Origin of the sequence: Leisingera daeponensis DSM 23529 (assembly GCF_000473145.1) — a bacterium.
GTDB classification, from domain to species: Bacteria; Pseudomonadota; Alphaproteobacteria; order Rhodobacterales; family Rhodobacteraceae; genus Leisingera; species Leisingera daeponensis.
This window is the reverse complement of record NZ_KI421500.1, coordinates 2,556,149-2,573,477: the sequence shown is the minus strand read 5'-3', so window position 1 is coordinate 2,573,477 and position 17,329 is coordinate 2,556,149. Positions and strand designations below refer to the sequence as shown.

17 protein-coding genes are annotated in these 17,329 nt (G+C 64.3%); 10 read left to right on the top strand and 7 right to left on the bottom strand.

Going from position 1 to position 17,329, the window contains the following annotated elements; genetic code table 11:
- Positions 1–18: 18 nt before the first annotated feature.
- Positions 19–1,494 carry a Hint domain-containing protein gene (locus tag DAEP_RS0113100; protein WP_036760665.1) on the top strand — a complete coding sequence of 492 codons (1,476 nt, stop codon included), beginning with the start codon at positions 19–21 and terminating at the stop codon, positions 1,492–1,494.
- Positions 1,495–1,665: 171 nt separating this feature from the next.
- Here the strand turns inward: DAEP_RS0113100 and DAEP_RS0113095 are convergent, their stop codons facing one another.
- A complete protein-coding gene (locus DAEP_RS0113095) occupies positions 1,666–2,436 on the bottom strand; it encodes a FadR/GntR family transcriptional regulator (protein WP_027244946.1) in 771 nt (256 codons plus the stop codon).
- A 158-nt stretch (positions 2,437–2,594) separates the two neighbouring features.
- On the opposite strand from DAEP_RS0113095, the gene DAEP_RS0113090 reads away from it, so the two are divergent.
- The 4 genes from DAEP_RS0113090 to DAEP_RS0113075 all read left to right on the top strand — a co-directional run bounded on the left by DAEP_RS0113090 (position 2,595) and on the right by DAEP_RS0113075 (position 8,362).
- Entirely contained in the window at positions 2,595–3,803 is a 1,209-nt protein-coding gene (locus DAEP_RS0113090; RefSeq protein WP_027244945.1) for an aminotransferase-like domain-containing protein, read from the top strand.
- A 165-nt stretch (positions 3,804–3,968) separates the two neighbouring features.
- Positions 3,969–7,424, top strand: coding sequence for a chromosome segregation SMC family protein (locus DAEP_RS0113085; protein ID WP_027244944.1), 3,456 nt, complete (start codon positions 3,969–3,971; stop codon positions 7,422–7,424).
- A 55-nt stretch (positions 7,425–7,479) separates the two neighbouring features.
- Complete coding sequence (locus DAEP_RS0113080; RefSeq protein WP_027244943.1) at positions 7,480–7,947, top strand: YbjN domain-containing protein; 468 nt, start codon at positions 7,480–7,482, stop codon at positions 7,945–7,947.
- Positions 7,948–8,017: 70 nt separating this feature from the next.
- Positions 8,018–8,362 (top strand): hypothetical protein, encoded by a 345-nt coding sequence (locus DAEP_RS0113075; protein ID WP_425411768.1) that lies wholly within the window; start codon positions 8,018–8,020, stop codon positions 8,360–8,362.
- Here the strand turns inward: DAEP_RS0113075 and DAEP_RS0113070 are convergent.
- The 4 genes from DAEP_RS0113070 to DAEP_RS0113055 all read right to left on the bottom strand — a co-directional run bounded on the left by DAEP_RS0113070 (position 8,359) and on the right by DAEP_RS0113055 (position 12,568).
- Entirely contained in the window at positions 8,359–9,528 is a 1,170-nt protein-coding gene (locus tag DAEP_RS0113070; RefSeq protein WP_027244941.1) for a lytic murein transglycosylase, read from the bottom strand. The genes DAEP_RS0113075 and DAEP_RS0113070 overlap by 4 nt on opposite strands.
- A 45-nt stretch (positions 9,529–9,573) precedes the next feature.
- Positions 9,574–10,485 carry an adenosylcobinamide-phosphate synthase CbiB gene (gene cbiB, locus DAEP_RS0113065; protein ID WP_027244940.1) on the bottom strand — a complete coding sequence of 304 codons (912 nt, stop codon included), beginning with the start codon at positions 10,483–10,485 and terminating at the stop codon, positions 9,574–9,576.
- Positions 10,482–11,444, bottom strand: coding sequence for a threonine-phosphate decarboxylase (locus tag DAEP_RS0113060; RefSeq protein ID WP_027244939.1), 963 nt, complete (start codon positions 11,442–11,444; stop codon positions 10,482–10,484). The genes cbiB and DAEP_RS0113060 overlap by 4 nt, the downstream gene beginning before the upstream one ends.
- Before the next feature lie 149 nt (positions 11,445–11,593).
- Positions 11,594–12,568 (bottom strand): glutathione S-transferase family protein, encoded by a 975-nt coding sequence (locus DAEP_RS0113055; RefSeq protein ID WP_027244938.1) that lies wholly within the window; start codon positions 12,566–12,568, stop codon positions 11,594–11,596.
- A 215-nt stretch (positions 12,569–12,783) separates the two neighbouring features.
- Here DAEP_RS0113055 and DAEP_RS0113050 point away from each other — a divergent pair, with 215 nt between their 5' ends.
- Entirely contained in the window at positions 12,784–13,152 is a 369-nt protein-coding gene (locus DAEP_RS0113050) for a hypothetical protein (RefSeq protein ID WP_008554398.1), read from the top strand.
- A gap of 9 nt (positions 13,153–13,161) precedes the next feature.
- Here the strand turns inward: DAEP_RS0113050 and DAEP_RS0113045 are convergent, their stop codons facing one another.
- Complete coding sequence (locus tag DAEP_RS0113045; RefSeq protein WP_027244937.1) at positions 13,162–13,689, bottom strand: L,D-transpeptidase family protein; 528 nt, start codon at positions 13,687–13,689, stop codon at positions 13,162–13,164.
- Positions 13,690–13,691: 2 nt separating this feature from the next.
- Positions 13,692–14,864 (bottom strand): MalY/PatB family protein, encoded by a 1,173-nt coding sequence (locus DAEP_RS0113040; RefSeq protein ID WP_027244936.1) that lies wholly within the window; start codon positions 14,862–14,864, stop codon positions 13,692–13,694.
- Between the two features lie 98 nt (positions 14,865–14,962).
- Between DAEP_RS0113040 and def (DAEP_RS0113035) the strand changes: the two genes are divergently transcribed.
- The 4 genes from def (DAEP_RS0113035) to DAEP_RS0113020 all read left to right on the top strand — a co-directional run bounded on the left by def (DAEP_RS0113035) (position 14,963) and on the right by DAEP_RS0113020 (position 17,249).
- Complete coding sequence (gene def, locus DAEP_RS0113035; RefSeq protein ID WP_027244935.1) at positions 14,963–15,481, top strand: peptide deformylase; 519 nt, start codon at positions 14,963–14,965, stop codon at positions 15,479–15,481.
- Positions 15,482–15,495: 14 nt separating this feature from the next.
- On the top strand, positions 15,496–15,993 hold the full coding sequence (gene def / locus DAEP_RS0113030) for a peptide deformylase (RefSeq protein WP_008555947.1): 498 nt from the start codon (positions 15,496–15,498) through the stop codon (positions 15,991–15,993).
- Positions 15,994–16,094: 101 nt separating this feature from the next.
- The gene (gene fmt, locus DAEP_RS0113025) at positions 16,095–17,000 is read left to right on the top strand and encodes a methionyl-tRNA formyltransferase (protein ID WP_027244934.1); all 906 of its coding nucleotides are present in this window, start codon (positions 16,095–16,097) and stop codon (positions 16,998–17,000) included.
- Positions 17,001–17,012: 12 nt separating this feature from the next.
- Positions 17,013–17,249, top strand: coding sequence for a hypothetical protein (locus DAEP_RS0113020; RefSeq protein ID WP_008556103.1), 237 nt, complete (start codon positions 17,013–17,015; stop codon positions 17,247–17,249).
- Positions 17,250–17,329 lie beyond the last annotated feature (80 nt).

Here is a 17,329-nt window from a genome sequence, read left to right as displayed (position 1 = left end):
TCGAAAGACGCTAAGGTCATGCCTACGGTTGATATTGTCCGGCTTGATGAAGACCCGCATGAAAGTGCCTATACCGTTCGAGCGGACACATCCTCTCGCGGGGTGGATCTGGACGGCGCCCGTATCACGGCAACCTACGCCGATGGCACAACGGAAACTCTGACCTGGCAGGCCTTGGATCCCTACACCAATGGCGGGGCGGTAGGCGAAAACATCGATATGTTCTTCGGCTACAGCTGGCACGAACTGTCCACGACGAAACTGCTGACCTCGCTTCAGATCGACCTCGCTCCGGCCAGTTCGGTATTTGATACGACCTTTGCCATGGACGATGATCCGCTCGGGGGGTCCACGCCGACCTCCAAGAACGGCTTTCCGTTCAAGGTTGCGCCCGAATACGAAGACCTGACCGGAACCATCACGGCGACCTATACCGGAATTGTGAATTTGTCCGGAAGCGAGGCTGTCGGCGATCTCTACACAACCATGATCCTCGACTTCTCGGGCCTACCGGATGGCGGTTTGCTCGGGGATCTGGTCTGGAATTCGGACATCGACACGATGACGGGTCCGTTTGAGCCGGATCTGGTTGCAAACGATGATGTCTTTCAAATTTCGGGCGATGGCTCCGAGGTCCTGAACGTTCTGGACAATGACCTTCACAGCGGCGGCGGCAGCCTGACGATCACCCATATTGCTGGCCAGGCTGTTTCACCCGGCGGGTCCGTAACGCTGAGCAGCGGTGAAGTCGTGACCCTGAACCCAGACGGCACGCTCTCGATCGCCAACGACAGTGCTGTGTCTGAAACCAACACGTTTTCCTACACGGTTGCCGATGACCAAGGGCACAGTGACGTCGGATCGGTAACGGTCAAAACCGTTGCAGGTGCTCCGCCGTGTTTCGTGGCCGGCACACAGATAGATACAGGGACCGGTTCCGTCGCGGTCGAAGACCTGAAAGTGGGAGCCGAGGTCATGACCCGGGATCATGGCCTGCAGACGCTGCGCTGGATCGGGTACAGCACCCGGCGGGCAACGGGGCGCAATGCACCGGTGGTCTTTGATGCACAGGCGCTTGGCGATCATGGCCGTATCGCCGTTTCGCAAAACCACCGGGTGCTGATTTCTTCTGAACAGGCAGAGCTGCTGTTCGGACAGCCCGAAGTGCTGGTCAAAGCAAAGCATCTTGTGAACGGCACAACAATCCGAGTGCGGGCAGATGGCCAGCTGGTGACCTATGTGCACTTGTTGTTTGATGAGCATGAAATTCTCTGCGGCAACGGGCTCGAGACTGAAAGCTATCATCCGGGAGCGGAAACTCTAGGGTCCTTTGATGCTGAAACGAGGGATGAAGTTCTAGAGTTTTTCGGGAATTTCGAAGGCTATGGCCCGGCAGCGCGCCTCGCGCTGAAATCTCATGAAAGCCAATTGCTGCTCTCCCGTTTGCCGAAATCTGCAAATCAGCATTGTCATCTTGCCCTATCGAACGGCTAAGGTGCGATAGGTTCGCTGCGGAGTTGCAATTTTTGGCCTGGCTCTGGCCTGATCTGCCTTGGCGAGTTTTCACAGGCCGCTTCTGCGCTTAGCTGCGGTTCGCAAGCCTCTCTGGGCTGCGCCTGCAGCGAACGGCAGCAAAATCCCGCATTTTGGCCGTTGGCCTGTGCTTCACCCCTTCCCCGTCTCATGCTCCAGCCGCTGCTTTGCCACCTCGGCATTGCGCTCAGCCCGCTGGTGGTCGGTGAGGGCCTGTTTCACATAATCCAAGTGCGCCTCGACCGCTGTGCGCGCAGCCTGCGGGTCGCGGGCTTGCAGGGCGGCATTGATGGCGCGGTGCTGCTCCAGCAGCGCCTCATAGGTGGTGTGCTGCTGGAACATGATGCGGCGGTTGTAGAAGACCCCTTCGCGCAGCAGATCGAACATAGACCGCATCATATGCAGCATGATCACGTTGTGGCTGGCGTCCATGATGGCGGAATGGAACTGGGCGTCGAGCTGGGCGGCTTCCTCGGACACGGCGGGATTGCCGGCCGCTTCCATCTTGTCAAAGATCGCCTGGATCACCTGCAGATCATAGTCCGACCCGAACCGGGCAGCGCGTTCGGCGGCCAGCCCTTCCATGTCGCGGCGGAAGGAGAGGTAGTCGAACACCGCCTCGTCATGGGTGGCGAAGAGCTGGATCAGGGCTGGCGAGAAGGCGGAGCCGAGAACATCCGCCACAAAAACGCCGGAGCCGGCCTTGGACGCCAGCAAGCCGCGCGCCTGCATCTCGCCAATGGCATCGCGCAAGGAAGGGCGGGAGACGCCGAGCCGCTCTGCCAGTTCGCGTTCGGCAGGCAGGCGCTCGCCCGGAGACAGGATACCGCGCAGGATCAGCTGCTCGATCTGCTTGACGACGGAGGCGGAGAGTTTTTCGGGCTGGACTTTCTGGAACGGCATCTGGTCGCTCTGGCGGATTGGTCAATTTATATGACCACGTGCGGGCGGCGGCTGCAAGGGCGGGCTGGGATCACGATGGCTGTAACAGTAGGTCAGGAACGTTGACTTTGTTTGGCGCGCTCCTACCGTGGGACTAGATCATGCGCGAGGAGAGAGGCATGCAGCTGAACCAGATCTTTGCCACCCGCAATGCGCGGATGAAGGCGTCGGAAATCCGCGAGCTTCTGAAGCTGCTGGACCAGCCGGACATCATCTCCTTTGCCGGCGGCATCCCGGATCCGGCGCTGTTCCCGGCAGATGAATTCGCCGAGGCCTTCCAGGCTGCGCTGGCGCCGGACCGGCAGGCGCAGGCGCTGCAGTATTCTGTGAGCGAGGGCTATCTGCCGCTGCGCCAGTGGATCGTGGCGGAGATGGCGAAGATCGGGATTGTCTGCGAGGCCGCCAACGTGCTGATCACCTCCGGCTCCCAGCAGGCGCTGGATTACCTGGGCAAGCTGTTCCTGTCGCCGGGCGACACCGCGCTGGTAGGCTGGCCGACGTACTTGGGGGCGCTCGCGGCCTTCAACGCCTACGAGCCTCGGTATGACCGGCTGTCGCTGACCGGCAACCGCACGGCGGAGAGCTATGCCGAGGGCGCGGAGGAGGCGGGAAGTGCGGTGAAATTCGCCTATCTCTCGCCGGATTTCGCCAATCCGACCGGGGAGACGCTGGACCGGGCCGGGCGGCTGCGGCTCTTGGAACTGGCGGATACGCTGGACTGTGCCATCATTGAAGACGCCGCTTATCAGTCGCTGCGCTATGACGGCGAGCCGGTGCCGCCGGTTCTCGCGCTTGAACTGGAGCAAAAGGGCTCGATCGAGGATTGCCGGACGGTCTACTGCGGCACCTTCAGCAAGACGCTGGCGCCCGGGCTGCGGATCGGCTGGGCGGTGGCGGCCAAGCCGGTGATCTCGCAGATGGTGCTGCTGAAACAGGCCGCTGATCTGCACACCTCGTCGATCAACCAGATGGCAGTGTATGGCGTGGCGGAGGCCTGTTTCGATGAGCACACCCGCCAATTGCGTGCGGTCTATCAGCGCCGCCGCGACGTGATGCTGGCGGCCATGGCGGAGCACATGCCGGAAGGCGTGGCATGGACCCGGCCGGAGGGCGGGATGTTCATCTGGGTGACCCTGCCGGAGGGCAGGGACGGCGCGCAGCTGCTGGCCCGGTCGCTGGAGACGGAGAAGGTGGCCTTTGTCCCCGGGCAGGCGTTTTTTGCCGACGGGAGCGGTCAGAACACGATCCGGCTGAGCTTTTCCAACTCCAACCATGCGGCCATCCAGGAGGGTATCGCCCGGCTGGGGCGGCTGTTGCGGTCCGCCTGACGGCCAAACTGCCCCGGCTTGGCGAAACCCTGCCGGAACAAGCAGGTTATCCACAAGATATGGTGTGGATTGAAGCAATCCTGCCCCGATTTGGGGGTGCGGAGCGTTGACACACGCGATAAGACCCGCTGAACTTTCTCCATACGGAATCACGAAGGGGCAGCTTTGCGGTTTTCCAAGCTCAGGCTGAACGGCTTCAAAAGCTTTGTTGATCCTACCGAACTGGTCATTGCCGATGGGCTGACAGGGGTTGTGGGTCCAAACGGTTGCGGCAAATCCAATCTTCTCGAAGCTTTGCGCTGGGTAATGGGCGAGACCCGTGCCAAGGCAATGCGCGGCGGCGGCATGGAGGACGTGATCTTTGCCGGCACCACGTCGCGGCCTGCGCGCAACTTTGCTGAGGTGAGCCTGCAGATCGACAACTCGGAACGGCTGGCGCCCTCCGGTTTCAATGACAGCGATATTCTGGAGATCGTGCGGCGGATCACCCGTGATGTGGGCAGCGCCTATAAATCCAACGGCAAGGACGTGCGGGCGCGCGATGTGCAGATGCTGTTTGCCGATGCTTCCACCGGGGCGCATTCGCCGGCGCTGGTCCGGCAGGGGCAGATTGCCGAGCTGATCAATGCCAAGCCCAAGGCGCGGCGGCGCATCCTTGAGGAGGCGGCGGGGATCTCCGGCCTCTACCAGCGCCGCCATGAGGCGGAGCTGAAGCTCAAGAACACCGAGGGCAACCTGCTGCGCGTCGATGACGTGATCGAGCAGCTGGCAGGGCAGCTGGCGCAGCTGGCCAAACAGGCACGGCAGGCGCAGCGCTACCGCGAGATCGGCGAAAAGCTGCGGCTGTCCGAAGGCATGCTGCTCTACCGCCGCTGGCGCGAGGCGGATGAGGCGCGGCTGGCTTCCGAGGATGAATTGCGGGCGCGGGTCGAGCAGGCGTCGAAGGCCGAGGCGCTGGTGCGCGCGGCAGCGGCGCAGCGCGGTACGTTTGAGGAAAAACTGCCCCCTTTGCGCGAGGAAGAGGCCATTGCCGCCGCTGTCCTGCAGCGGCTTGTGGTGCAGCGGGACTCGCTGAGTGATCAGGAAGCGCAGGCGCGCCAGGCTATCGAGCGGCTCAGCAGCCGGATTATCCAGCTGGGCAATGACATCGAGCGCGAGTCCGGGCTGAACAATGACGCGGGTCAAACCATCGAGCGGCTGGAATGGGAGCAGCGCGAGCTGTCCAAGGCCGGCGAGGGCCACGACGGCCGGCTGGCCGAGGCGGCGGAGCTGGCCCGCGATGCAGGGTCGATCCTGCAGGCGCGCGAGGACCATCTGGCGCAGGTGACCGAGGATGTCGCGCGTCTGGCGGCCCGCCACCAGTCGGCACGCCGTGCGGTCGAGGACTGCCAGCGGGCGCTTGGCCGCTCGGATGGCGAGGCGGAAAAGGCCCGTGCGGCGCAGAGCGAGGCGCGGCAGGCGCTGGGTCTCGCTGCAGAGAAATTCGAGGCCGCCACGGCGGCCGAGGAGGAGGCCCGCGAGGCCTCTGAAGCGGCGGAAGAGGCGCTGGCGGCGGCGGACGAGCTGCGGACGGAGACCCAGAGCCTTGAGGCGGAGGCGCGCTCGCAGCGCTCGGAAGCCGAAGGCGAGCTGGGGGCGTTGCGTGCCGAGGTGACCGCGCTGGCCAAGCTGGTGGAGCGCGACACGGCCGAGGGCGGCCAGATCCTGGACGAGCTGACTGTGGCGCCGGGGTACGAAAAGGCGCTGGGGGCGGCTCTGGCCGATGACCTGAGGGCGCCGCTGGCGGAAGCGGACGGGCCGACAGGCTGGGTCTCCCTGCCGGGCTATGACCACGATGCAGAGCTTCCGGAGGGCGTGCAGCCGCTGTCGCTGTTTGTCTCCGGGCCGGAGGCGCTGTCGCGCCGGGTGGCGCAGATCGGGCTGGTGGATGGCGATGCCGCCGCTGGGCTGCAGGCGCAGCTGAAGCCGGGGCAGCGGCTGGTGACGGTTGAGGGCGACCTGTGGCGCTGGGACGGCTACCGCGCCTGGGCCGAAGATGCGCCGAGCGCCGCTGCGCTGCGCCTGGAGCAGCTGAACAAGCTTGAAGCGCTGAAGCAGGACATGGAGCGTGTCAGCGCCAAGGCCGAGGGCGCCCGCGGCGCGCATGAAATGCTGCTGCGCAAGCTGGAAGAGGTGACGCTGGCCGACCAGAACGCCCGCCAGGCGCGGCGGCTGGCGGATCAGCGGGTGGCGGATTCGGCCCGCGCGCTGAGCCGGGCGGAGGCGGACCGCAACCTGGCCGAGGGCAAGCTGGAAACCCTGGGCATTGCGGTTTCCCGCCACGAGGAAGATGCGCTGAATGCCGGCCTGCAGCTGAAAGAGGCGGAAAAGGCGCTGGGCGAGCTTGGCGATCTGGATCAGGCGCGCGCGGCTGTTGAGGAGATCAAGCAGTCGGTTGAGGCCGCGCGGATCACCATGCTGACCCACCGTTCCAGCCATGACGAGCTGCGCCGCGAGGGAGAGGCCCGCACCAAGCGCGCGCAGGAGGTGACCAAGGAGCTGTCGGGCTGGCGCCACCGGCTGAACAGCGCCAAACAGCGGATCGAGGAGCTGGCGGAGCGCCGCGAAGCCTCGCAGGAGGAACTGGAGGAGGCCAACGCGGTCCCGGCGGAGATTGCTGAAAAGCGGGAAGAGCTGAACGAGGCGATTTCCGGTGCCGAGGCGCGCAAGTCTGCCGCTACCGAGGCGCTGATCTCCGCCGAGGCCGAGCTGCGCGAAGCGGTTCAAAAGGAGCGCGAATGCGAGCGGCTGGCGTCTGAGGCGCGCGAGGCGCGGGCGCGCTCCGAGGCGCGCAGCGATGCGGCCAAGGATGCGGTGACCCAGGCCGCGGGCCGCATCATCGAGGCCCAGCAGATCACCCCGCAGGCCCTGCTGGAGAAGCTGGGCGTGTCGCCGGACGAAATGCCGCCTTCGGAAGGCTTGGAGGCCGATGTCGACCGCTACAAGCGCCAGCGCGACGCTCTGGGCGCGGTGAACCTGCGCGCCGAGGAAGACGCCCGCGGCGTGCAGAACGAGCACGACACGCTGGTTGCCGAGAAACTGGACCTGGAAGGCGCGGTCAAGACCCTGCGCGACGGCATTGCCAGTTTGAACCGTGAGGGCCGCGAGCGGCTGCTGACCGCGTTTGAGCAGGTGAACAGCAGCTTTGCCATGCTGTTCACCCATTTGTTCGGCGGCGGCGAGGCCAATCTGGTGATGGTCGAAAGCGACGACCCGCTCGATGCGGGGCTTGAGATCATGTGCCAGCCGCCGGGCAAGAAGCTGTCGACCCTGTCGCTGCTGTCGGGCGGCGAGCAGACGCTGACCGCGATGGCGCTGATCTTTGCGGTGTTCCTGTCGAACCCGGCGCCGATCTGTGTGCTAGACGAGGTCGACGCGCCGCTGGACGACGCCAACGTCACCCGTTTCTGCGACCTGCTGGACGAGATGTGCCGCCAGACTGACACCCGCTTTTTGATCATCACCCACCACGCGGTGACGATGGCGCGGATGGACCGGCTTTTCGGCGTCACGATGCAGGAAAAAGGCGTCAGCCAGCTGGTTTCGGTTGACCTGAAGAAAGCAGAGGCGATGGTGGCCTGAGCTCCGGCGCCGGGGGATAGGCGCAGGGGCGCAAGAAGTATTGGTGGAGACAAAAATGAGTATAGTTAAGGCATTTGCCGCCTGCGTGGCGCTGGTTCTGCCTGCGGCGGCGTCGGCCCAGAATGTGGTCGCCTCGACCGGCGACAGCGTGGCTGATTTCTTTAAGGACGAGGGTGCCAAGGTGGAACTGACCACCGACAGCGTCGGGGATCCGAACGTCAAGGTCGAGTATTACGGCAGCGACTTTTCGGTCTATTACTACGGCTGCGGCAACAACACCGATTGCAGCGCCATCCAATTCTTTTCGGGCTACCAGACCGATGGCAGCGTGCGCTTGGCCAAGATCAACGAGTGGAACACCGAAAACCGCTTTGCCCGCGGCTATATCTCCGAGGAGGGTGCCGCGCGGATCGAGATGGATGTCTTCCTGGGCGCCGACGGGATGAGCCCGGACGACTTTGCCCAGACGGTCAGCCTTTGGACCCGTGCGATGCAGGATTTCGAAGAGTTTATCGGCTGGTGAGCGCGGTTGTCACCGGATCGTGACGGCGGGCTGAGAGAACAAACGCTAAGGTGGGGGCATGAAACGGATCATGCCCCTTTTCTTGTGCCTGACGGCAGGTGCGACCCAGGCCGCGGACTGGGAGCTGCGCCCGGGCGATGCCCCGTTCGTGCTGGCTGAACTGGAGGCGCTGCCGGGGACGTCCTTCCGCTTTCACGATGGCGGCGAGTCGCTTTACGGCCGGGATGGCGCCTATTCCTATACCTATTCGCAAGAAAACGGCGGCGGCACGGCCTGGGGCACCTACCGGATTGCCGGAGACGGCAGCATCTGCGTCGACTTCACAAACGGGTTTGGCCGCTGCGACCTGTATGTCCGCAACGGCAGCCGGGTGATCCTGATCACCGAAAAAGGCGAGCGTTTCCCGGTGCGCTAAAGCTTTTTCAGCAGCGTCGGGGTTGGCCATGCGTCGGCGGGCAGGCCAAGGCGGGCCTGCTCTTTCTGCACGGCAAGCCGGGTGCGGGCGCCGAGGATGCCGTCGATATCCCCGACATTGTGGCCGCGCGCCTGCAGTTTCTCTTGCAGCTGCTTCATCTGCGTGCCGCTCAGCCCGCTTTCGGGCCTGCCGGCCTCATAGACATCCGCGCCCTCCAGCCGGTTGGCGAAATAGGCGGCGGTCAGCGCATAGGTGAAGCTTTGGTTCCACTCGAAATAGACGTCAAAGTTGGGGTAGGCGAGGAAGGCCGGCCCCTTGTGCCCCTGCGGCAGCAGCAGGGAGGCGCGCATGGACGGATCCGGCAGGCTGCCGTCCCGCGCTGCGACGCCAAGCGCGCGCCAGTCTGCCACGGTCTTCTTGCGGGCGGTTCCGGTCAGCGACAGGTCCATCCCGTCAGGTATGGTGACTTCCTGCAGCCAGGGCTGCCCCGGCTGCCAGCCCAGGTGCGACAGCATCCGGGCGCCCGACATCAGCGCATCGGCGGCAGAGGTTTTCAGGCTGACCTTGCCGTCGCCGTCCGCATCGACGCCGTGCTCCAGGATGTCGCTAGGCAGCATCTGCACCATGCCGATCTCTCCCGCCCAGGCGCCGGTGGTGCGCTTGGGGTCGAAATTGCCCTGCCGGTACATCTCCAGCGCGGCAAAGACCTGCGGGCGGAACAGCTCCGGGCGGCGGCAGTCGTGAGCCAGCGTCACCAGTGCGTCGCGGGTGTTGAAATCGCCCTGATAGCCGCCGTAATCGGTTTCCAGCGCCCAGAAGGCCAGCAGCACGCCACGGCTGATGCCATAGGTGCTTTCGATGCGCTGGAAGGTGCTGTCGTGTTTTTTCGACATCTGCAGGCCGCGCCGCAGGCGGTCCTGCGAGATCAGGCGGCGGGAAAAGTCGATGAAGGGTTTCTGAAACACACCCTGGGCCCGGTCTGCCTCAAGCACCCGGCGGTTCTGGCGGGTGCCGTCAAAGAAGGCGTTGACCGTGGTCACGCCGTAGCCGGCCTGCACCGCCTCGTCTTTCAATAGCTTGACGAAATTCTGAAAGCCGCCGCCGCATTGGGCCGCCGCCGCTGCGGGCAGCAGGCTCACCGCGAGGGCAAAGGGCAATAGGCGCATAACTCTGGCGCTCCTTGTCTTTCCGCTCCCACAGGATCTTATGTGCTAGAAAAATGCGGCGATGGCAATGGTCAGGGCCAGGGTTATTGCCCATGTTTTCCAAAGCAGGGAGACGGAGCGGGTTATGGTTTCGGCGCTGGCGCTTTTGGCGCCCTCGGCGTGGACCCAGGGGAAGTCGCGCATCTTGCCGTCATAGGACCGCGGACCGGCGAGGGCAGTGTCCAGCGCGCGCGCCATCGCAGCCTCGGGCCAGCCGGCGTTGGGCGAGCGGTGCTTACGGGCGTCGGCGGCGATATCTTTCCAGTGGCGCAGCTGGCCGCCGGCCAAGGCGATCAGCAAACCGGTCAGCCGCGCCGGGATCAGGTTCAGGAGGTCGTCCAGCCGGGCAGCGGCCCAGCCGAAGTCCTTGTAGCGGTCATTGCGGTAGCCGATCATGCTGTCGGCGGTATTGATCGCCTTATAGATGATCAGCCCCGGCAGACCGGCAATCAGGAACCAGAAGGCGGGTGCGATAACACCGTCCGACAGATTTTCCGAGCCGCTTTCAATGGCGGAGCGGGCAACTTGCGGCGCGGACATGGCGGCGGTGTCGCGGCTGACGATCATTGCCACCGCCTCCCGGCCTTCTGCCAGGCTGCTGCGCAGGCCCTTGGCGACCGCGGCGACGTGTTCGGTCAACGACCGCTGTGCGATCAGAACGGCAGCCACCAGGATTTCCACCAGCGCCCCCGGCAGCGCCAGCAATTTACCCGCAAAGTAACCGCCCAGGACCAACGCCAGCACCGCCAGCACGCCCTTGGCGCGGCGGTTGACGCCAGAGTTGAGCTTGCGGTCGAGGGCGCCAACGGCCTTGCCCATCAGAACGGCCGGGTGGGTCACGCGGGACCACAGCCAGTCCGGTTCGCCCAATGCGGCATCCAGCAAAAGGGCAAAAACCAGCATCGACGCGGTGGTCATAACGCCGCCTCCAGCCGCTCCCAGCCGTCCGAAGGCGGCAGGCCCAGGCGCAGGAAGGTTTGGGAATAGGGGAAAATGCGGCTCCAGATATGGGCGCGGGCCAGCTGGCGCTGCCAGGCGGCGGCATCTTCCACCGTGTAAAGCCGGAACAGGTCGGTGCCGCCGGCCAAGCTGGCACCCTTGGCCAGCACCAGCTCATCCAGCCGTGCCGCATCCTGTCTAAAGCGCATGCGGGTTTCTTCGGCCCAGGAGCGGTCCTGCAAGGCCAGCGCGCCGGTTCGCAACGCAGGGCCTGAGACAGCCCAGGGGCCCTGCCAGGAGGAAAGCTTGGCGATCAATTCGGGGTCGCCGATGGCAAACCCAAGCCGCATCCCCGCAAGACCCCAAAACTTGCCGAAACTTTTCAGAACGATAACGCCGGGGCGGGCGGCCATGCGGATCAAGCTTTGATCCGGGCACACATCGCAGAAGCTTTCGTCGATGATGGTGAGCGGCGAGGTGAGCTGCTCTTCGCTCCACAGGCGGCCGTCCGGATTGTTCGGGTGCACGACGACGCGGGCTTCGGCTGGGCCTTTATCGCGGATCATCCAGCCATGAGCCTCAAAGGCGGCAGCATGTTCATTGTAGGTGGGTTTGGTGATCTGCACCCAGCGCGGCGCGGCGAGGGCCGGCAGGACCGCGATCAGCGCCGACGCGCCCGGCGCGGCAAGGACGGCCGCCTGCTCAGGGATGTTCCAGAAGGCACGGGCCGCGTGCTCGAGCTCTGCCAAGGCATCGGCATCGGGGAGCGCCCCCCAATCGCCTGCGGTGAAGTCCGGCAGCGGGTAGGGATGCGGGTTGATGCCCGTCGACAGGTCCATCCAGCCGCTGCGGGTGCCGCCGAATTCGGCCATCGCCGCGCTGAGGTTGCCGCCGTGATCGCGGGGCGGAGGAGCGTTATCAAGCGGGCGGTCTGGCATCGCGGGCATCACCGGTGGATATTTCTCTCCAGGCTGATCGCTTGCCATATGAGATTACCCGTTTCTTAAAGCAACCAGTTCAGTGCGTGAATTCCCTATTTGGTGCAGGATAAGCGGATCTGACGCCAGGTGGCGTCAGGTCGCAGGGGTCAGCCGCGGCGGTGCGGTTCCATCCAGTCAATCTCTGGATTGAACGGAATGATCCGGTGCGGGTTGATGGTGTCATGGCTGTAATAATAGTGGCGCACGATGTGGTGCATGCCCACGGTCTCTGCCACGCCGGGCCATTGGTACAGCTCGCGGGTGAAGGCCCAAAGGTTCGGGTAATCCACCAGCCGCTTGCGGTTGCATTTGAAATGCACGTGGTAGACCGGGTCAAACCGCAGCAGGGTGGTGAACAGCCGCCAGTCGGCTTCGGTGATACGGCCGCCCAGAAGATAGCGGTGCTGCGACAGCAGATCTTCCAGCCAGTCCAGGCTTTCGAAAAGCGGCTCTACGGCGTCGTCATAGGCCTCCTGCGAGGTGGCAAAGCCGCATTTGTAGACGCCGTTGTTCACCGTGCTGTAGACGCGGGCGTTTACCGCCTCGATCGGCTCGCGCAGCTCCTCCGGCCAGTAGTCGTCGGTATTGCCGGTGATCCCGTCGAAGGCCGAATTGAACATTCGGATGATCTCGGCGCTTTCGTTGGAGACGATCGTGTTCTGCACCTTGTCCCACAGCACTGGCACCGTCACCCGGCCGGTGTAACCGGAATCGGCGCGGGTATAGATCTGGTGCAGGTGGGAGCTGCCGAACAGGGAATCGCCGGTGGCGCCGTGGCTGTCGGTTTCAAATGTCCAGCCCTCGCCCAGCATGTCGGGATGCACGGCAGAGACGGAGATATGCTCTTCCAGCCCCTTCAATTTGCGGAAGATCAGGGTGCGGTGCGCCCAGGGGCAAGCAAGCGAGACGTACAGGTGATAGCGCCCGCTTTCCGCCGGAAAGCCGCCCTCGCCCGAGGGGCCGGCGCTGCCGTCGGCGATGACCCAGTTGCGGAACTGCGATTCGCTGCGTTTGAAGGCGCCGCCGGTGGAATCGGTATCATACCACTGATCATGCCATTTTCCGTCGACCAGTAAGCCCATCGTGTCTGCTCCTGCTGTTGTGCAGCTCAAACATAAGGACCGCGCGGCCTGGCGCCTATGCAGCGCAGCGCGCAAGCCCTCTGCGCCTCTGCACAGGGGTAACAAAATTGCGCTGCCGTAAATTTTACAGAAAAGTTCACTTGATTTTATCTATTTGTGACGCACCGTTGACTAGATGGACCTGTGATATCCCAAGCATCTGGAAGGCTGCCGCTATGAATACCTACGTTCCCAAGGCCGTGCAGGAAGCGCTCGATGCCGCCCGTCTGCAGGGGATGCGAAAGAAAAGCAGGCTGCGGGTGATGGCGGACAATGAGCTGTATCCCGTGTTGCGGATCTGGAAGACGGGATTCTCGGTCGAGGCGGAAACCGCACCGATGCTGCGCGGGCTGGTCGACATCTACGACGGCGCCCGTCATCTGTCGCAATGCCTGATTGTCGCCAGCGAGGAAGAGGGCGGCGAAATGCGGTATGAGTTCAAGCGCTCGACGCTTGCCTCTGACACGCCGCCGCTGGATTTCTACAAAGCGCCGGACGCGCCCGCCGGGCTGATCCCATTTGACCAGTCGCAGGGCAAGATCTGAGACGTCAGGTCAGGGGCGGATTTCCACTTCTGTTCCGATCTCTGCCAGACGCCACAGCGTTTCCATCTGGTCATTGCTGACGGCGATGCAGCCAGCGGTCCAGTCGCCGGGCAAGGTGATCAGGTTTCCCAGCGAATTCGGCTGCCCGTGAATGAAGATATCGCCGCCGGGGCTGACACCTGCAGCCCGCGCGCGGGCGCGGTCCCCGGGCCGCGGGTAGTCGATCCCCAGGGACAGGTGATAGGCGCTGTTGGGGTTGCGCCTGTCGATCCTGAAGGTGCCCTCAGGGGTTTTGCCGTCGCCTTCCTGAATTTTGTCGCCAGCCGGTTCGAAACCCAGCGCGATAGGGAACTCAAGCACCGTCTCGCCGCCGCGGCTCGCGGTCAGGCGGCGGGCGGATTTCTCGATCAGGATGCGATCGATCCGGTCCACCGCCGTGGCCTGCGGCGGAACGGGGCGCGGAGCGAAGGCCTGCCAGGCCATCCAGGCGGCGCCGGTCAGAATAACCAGCGCCAGCAGGCGCAGCAGGCGTCTCATGCCTATTGCAGGTCCGAGAAAGCCGCGGTCAGGCGGCGGCAGGCCTCTTCGACGCGGGCGCGCTGGGTGGCCAGGTTGAAGCGTTCCATGAACTCGCCGCCGGTGCCAAAGCCATCGCCGGGCGAGGTGGCGATTTTGGCATCCTCGCGCAGCCGCTTGATGAATTCCGCGCGGCTCATGCCGGTGCCGGAGAAATCGACCCAGGCCAGATAGGTGGATTGCAGCGGCAGGGACTTAAGTCCCGGCAGCGCGTTGACCGCATCGTCGAACAGTTTGCGGTTGCCCTCCAGGTGGGCGATCTGGGCATCCACCCATTCGGCGCCCTCGGGGGAGTAGGCCGCGGTGATCATGGCGACGCCAAGCGCGCTCGGGTCGTAATCCAGTGTGTTCAGCCGCTGGCGCATCGCGGCGCGCAGCTCCGGGTCCGGAATGATCATGTTGCCAGTCCGCTGCCCGGCGATGTTGAAGGTCTTGGAGGCGGCAGTCAGGGTCACGGTCCAGGCGCGCGCCTCGGGCGCCGCTGCATCCATCGGAACGAAGGTGCTGCCGGGATAGACCAGATCGTGATGGATCTCGTCAGAGACCAGGATCAGATCATTGCGCTGGGCAAATGCTGCTACCGCGCGCAGCTCCTCCGGGGTCCAGACCCGGCCCGAGGGGTTCTGCGGCGAGCACCACAGCAGCAGTTTCTCGGTTCCGTTCAGCCGCGACTGGGCATCGTCCAAGTCCAAATTGTAGGTGTCGCCATCCCGCGCCAGCGGGCATTCGGTGACCGTGCGTCCGGCCTTGTTCACCTTGTGGGCAAACTCATGGTAGACGGGCGAGAAAATGACTACGCCGTCGCCGGGCCGGCTCCAGACATCCAGGCTCAGCGCGATGGCGTTGCCCAGGCCTTGGGTGGTCAGCACCCAATCGGTTTCGATGTCCCAGCTGTGGCGGGTCTTCATCCACCATTGAACCGCCTGCAGGTATTCCGGGTGCTGCCAGGAGTATCCGAAGACACCATGCTCTGCGGCCTTTTTCACGGCCTCGATGACACAGGGCGCGGTCTGATAGTCGGAGTCCGCGGTCCACATCGCCAGACCGTCCTGCGGGGACACGCCGAACAGCGTCTCCATCTTGTCCCATTTCGAACTGCGGGTGCCGCGGCGGTCGATGATCGTGTCAAAATCCATGTGGTGAACTCCCCTCTGATTGGAAGCGAAGCTAGTCGCTGCAGCGGCAGGTGCAAGGGGGCGTTGCGATGGGGCGGCTGATCGCATACATGAAGCGCATGAAACGACCGATCCTGATCCATCCCGATCCCCGCCTGAAGAAGGTCTGCGCGGCAGTGCCGGACCTCAGCGATGACTTGCGCGTGCTGGCGGATGACATGCTGGAAACCATGTATGCAGCCCCCGGCATCGGCCTGGCGGCGCCGCAGATCGGTATCTTGCAACGGCTGATCGTGCTGGACTGCGTCAAGGAAGAAGACGGCGATCCGCGCCCGCTGGTGATGTTCAACCCTGAAATCATCTCCTCCTCGGACGAAACCAATGTTTATGAGGAAGGCTGCCTGTCGATCCCGGATCAATACGCCGAGGTGACCCGCCCCAAGGTGGTCGAGGTCGAATGGATGGACCGCAGCGGCAATGCGCAGCGGGAGACCTTTGACGGCTTGTGGGCGACGTGCGTGCAGCATGAGATCGACCATCTGAACGGCAAGCTGTTCATCGATTACCTGAAGCCGCTGAAGCGCCAGATGATCACCCGCAAGATGCAGAAGCTGAAGCGCGAACGCGCCCGCGCCTGAGGAACCATACAGACATGACCGTCCGCACCTGCCTGCCCTGGCCTGACAAGCGCCTGCGCACCAAGGCTGAAGAGGTGACAGAGATCACCGATGAGGTCCGCGAAATCTGGAATGACATGGTCGATACCATGGAGGCGATGCCGGGCGTGGGCCTAGCCGCCAACCAGATCGGCGTGATGCTGCGGCTGGCGGTGGTGGACGGCTCCGCCGAGCGCGGCCGGGCGGTGAAGCTGGCAAACCCTGAGATCCTGCATGCCTCGATCGAGCTGCGCGAGCATGACGAGGCCAGTCCCAATCTGCCGGGCGTGTCGGCCAAGATAAAGCGTCCGCGGGCCGTCACCGTCCGCTACCTGAACGAGCAGGGAATGATTGACCGGCGCGATTTTGTCGGGATCGAGGCGACCTCTGTGCAACACCAGATCGACCATCTGAACGGCAGGATGTACTTCGACCGCCTGAGCAAAGTGAAGCGCGACATGCTGATCCGCAAGGCGAAGAAGCTGACCGGCTGATAGACAAAACCGCCCGGCCGCAGGCCGGGCCGCGCCACCCCGCGGGCCTGCGCAGCCCTTTGTGCTCAATAGCGGGACCTTGATGGGAGCAGGAGCACGAAATGCGCATTATCTTCATGGGAACGCCTGATTTCTCGGTGCCGGTGCTGGACGCGCTGGTTGAGGCCGGGCACCAGATTGCTGCCGTTTACTGCCAGCCGCCCCGGCCTGCCGGCCGCGGCAAGAAGGACCGTCCAACCCCCGTCCATGCCCGCGCCGCGGCCTTGGGGCTGGACGTGCGGCACCCGGTCTCGCTGAAAGACGCTGAAGAGCAGGCGGCTTTTGCAGCGCTGAACGCTGATATTGCGGTGGTCGTGGCCTATGGGCTGATCCTGCCGCAGGCCATTCTGGATGCGCCGCAGCACGGCTGTCTGAACATCCACGCAAGCCTGTTGCCGCGCTGGCGCGGCGCCGCGCCGATCCACCGGGCCATCATGGCGGGCGACGCCGAAACCGGCATCTGCATCATGCAGATGGAGGCAGGGCTGGACACCGGCCCGGTTCTGCTGCGCGAGGCCACTGCGATCGGGGCCGAGGAAACCACTGCTCAGCTGCACGACCGGCTGTCCGGAATAGGTGCCGGGCTGATCGTCGAGGCCCTGCGGCGCCTGCCGGAGCTGGCACCCGAAGTGCAGCCCGCGGAGGGCGTCACCTACGCCGAAAAGATCGACAAGGCGGAGGCCCAGGTCGACTGGTCCCGTCCGGCGGCCGAGGTCGACCGCAAGATCCGCGGCCTGTCGCCCTTCCCTGGCGCCTGGTGCGAGATCGAAGGCCAGAGGGTCAAGCTCTTGGCGTCCCGGCTGGCAGAGGGCCAGGGCACGCCGGGCGAGGTGCTGGATGATGCGCTGACCATCGCCTGCGGGAACGGTGCGGTGAAGCTGTTGCGCTTGCAACGGGCAGGTAAAAGCGCGCAGGATCCCGATGTATTCCTGCGCGGCTTCCCGGTTCTGAAGGGCAGCCGCCTGTAACCGGAGGCCGCCATGCCTATCATCGCCCTGATCATCATAGGTGCCGCGGCAGGTTTTCTTGCCACGCGGCTGATGCGGCTGGAAACCGGTATCATCACCACGGTCTGCATCGGCATGGCCGGCGCGCTGCTGGGCGGGCTGGTGCTGCGCGGCCTGCTTGCGGTGATGGGGGTCATGGCGGGCTTCATCGGCGCGGTGCTGGGGGCGCTTTTGCTGATCTGGCTCTGGCAGCGCTACATCGGCAGATAACCGGGGCTGAGGCGCGCGGGACACAGCCGCAGCGGGAAAGCGCAATTCCTGCTGCGCAAAGGGATACGTTGGATAAGATA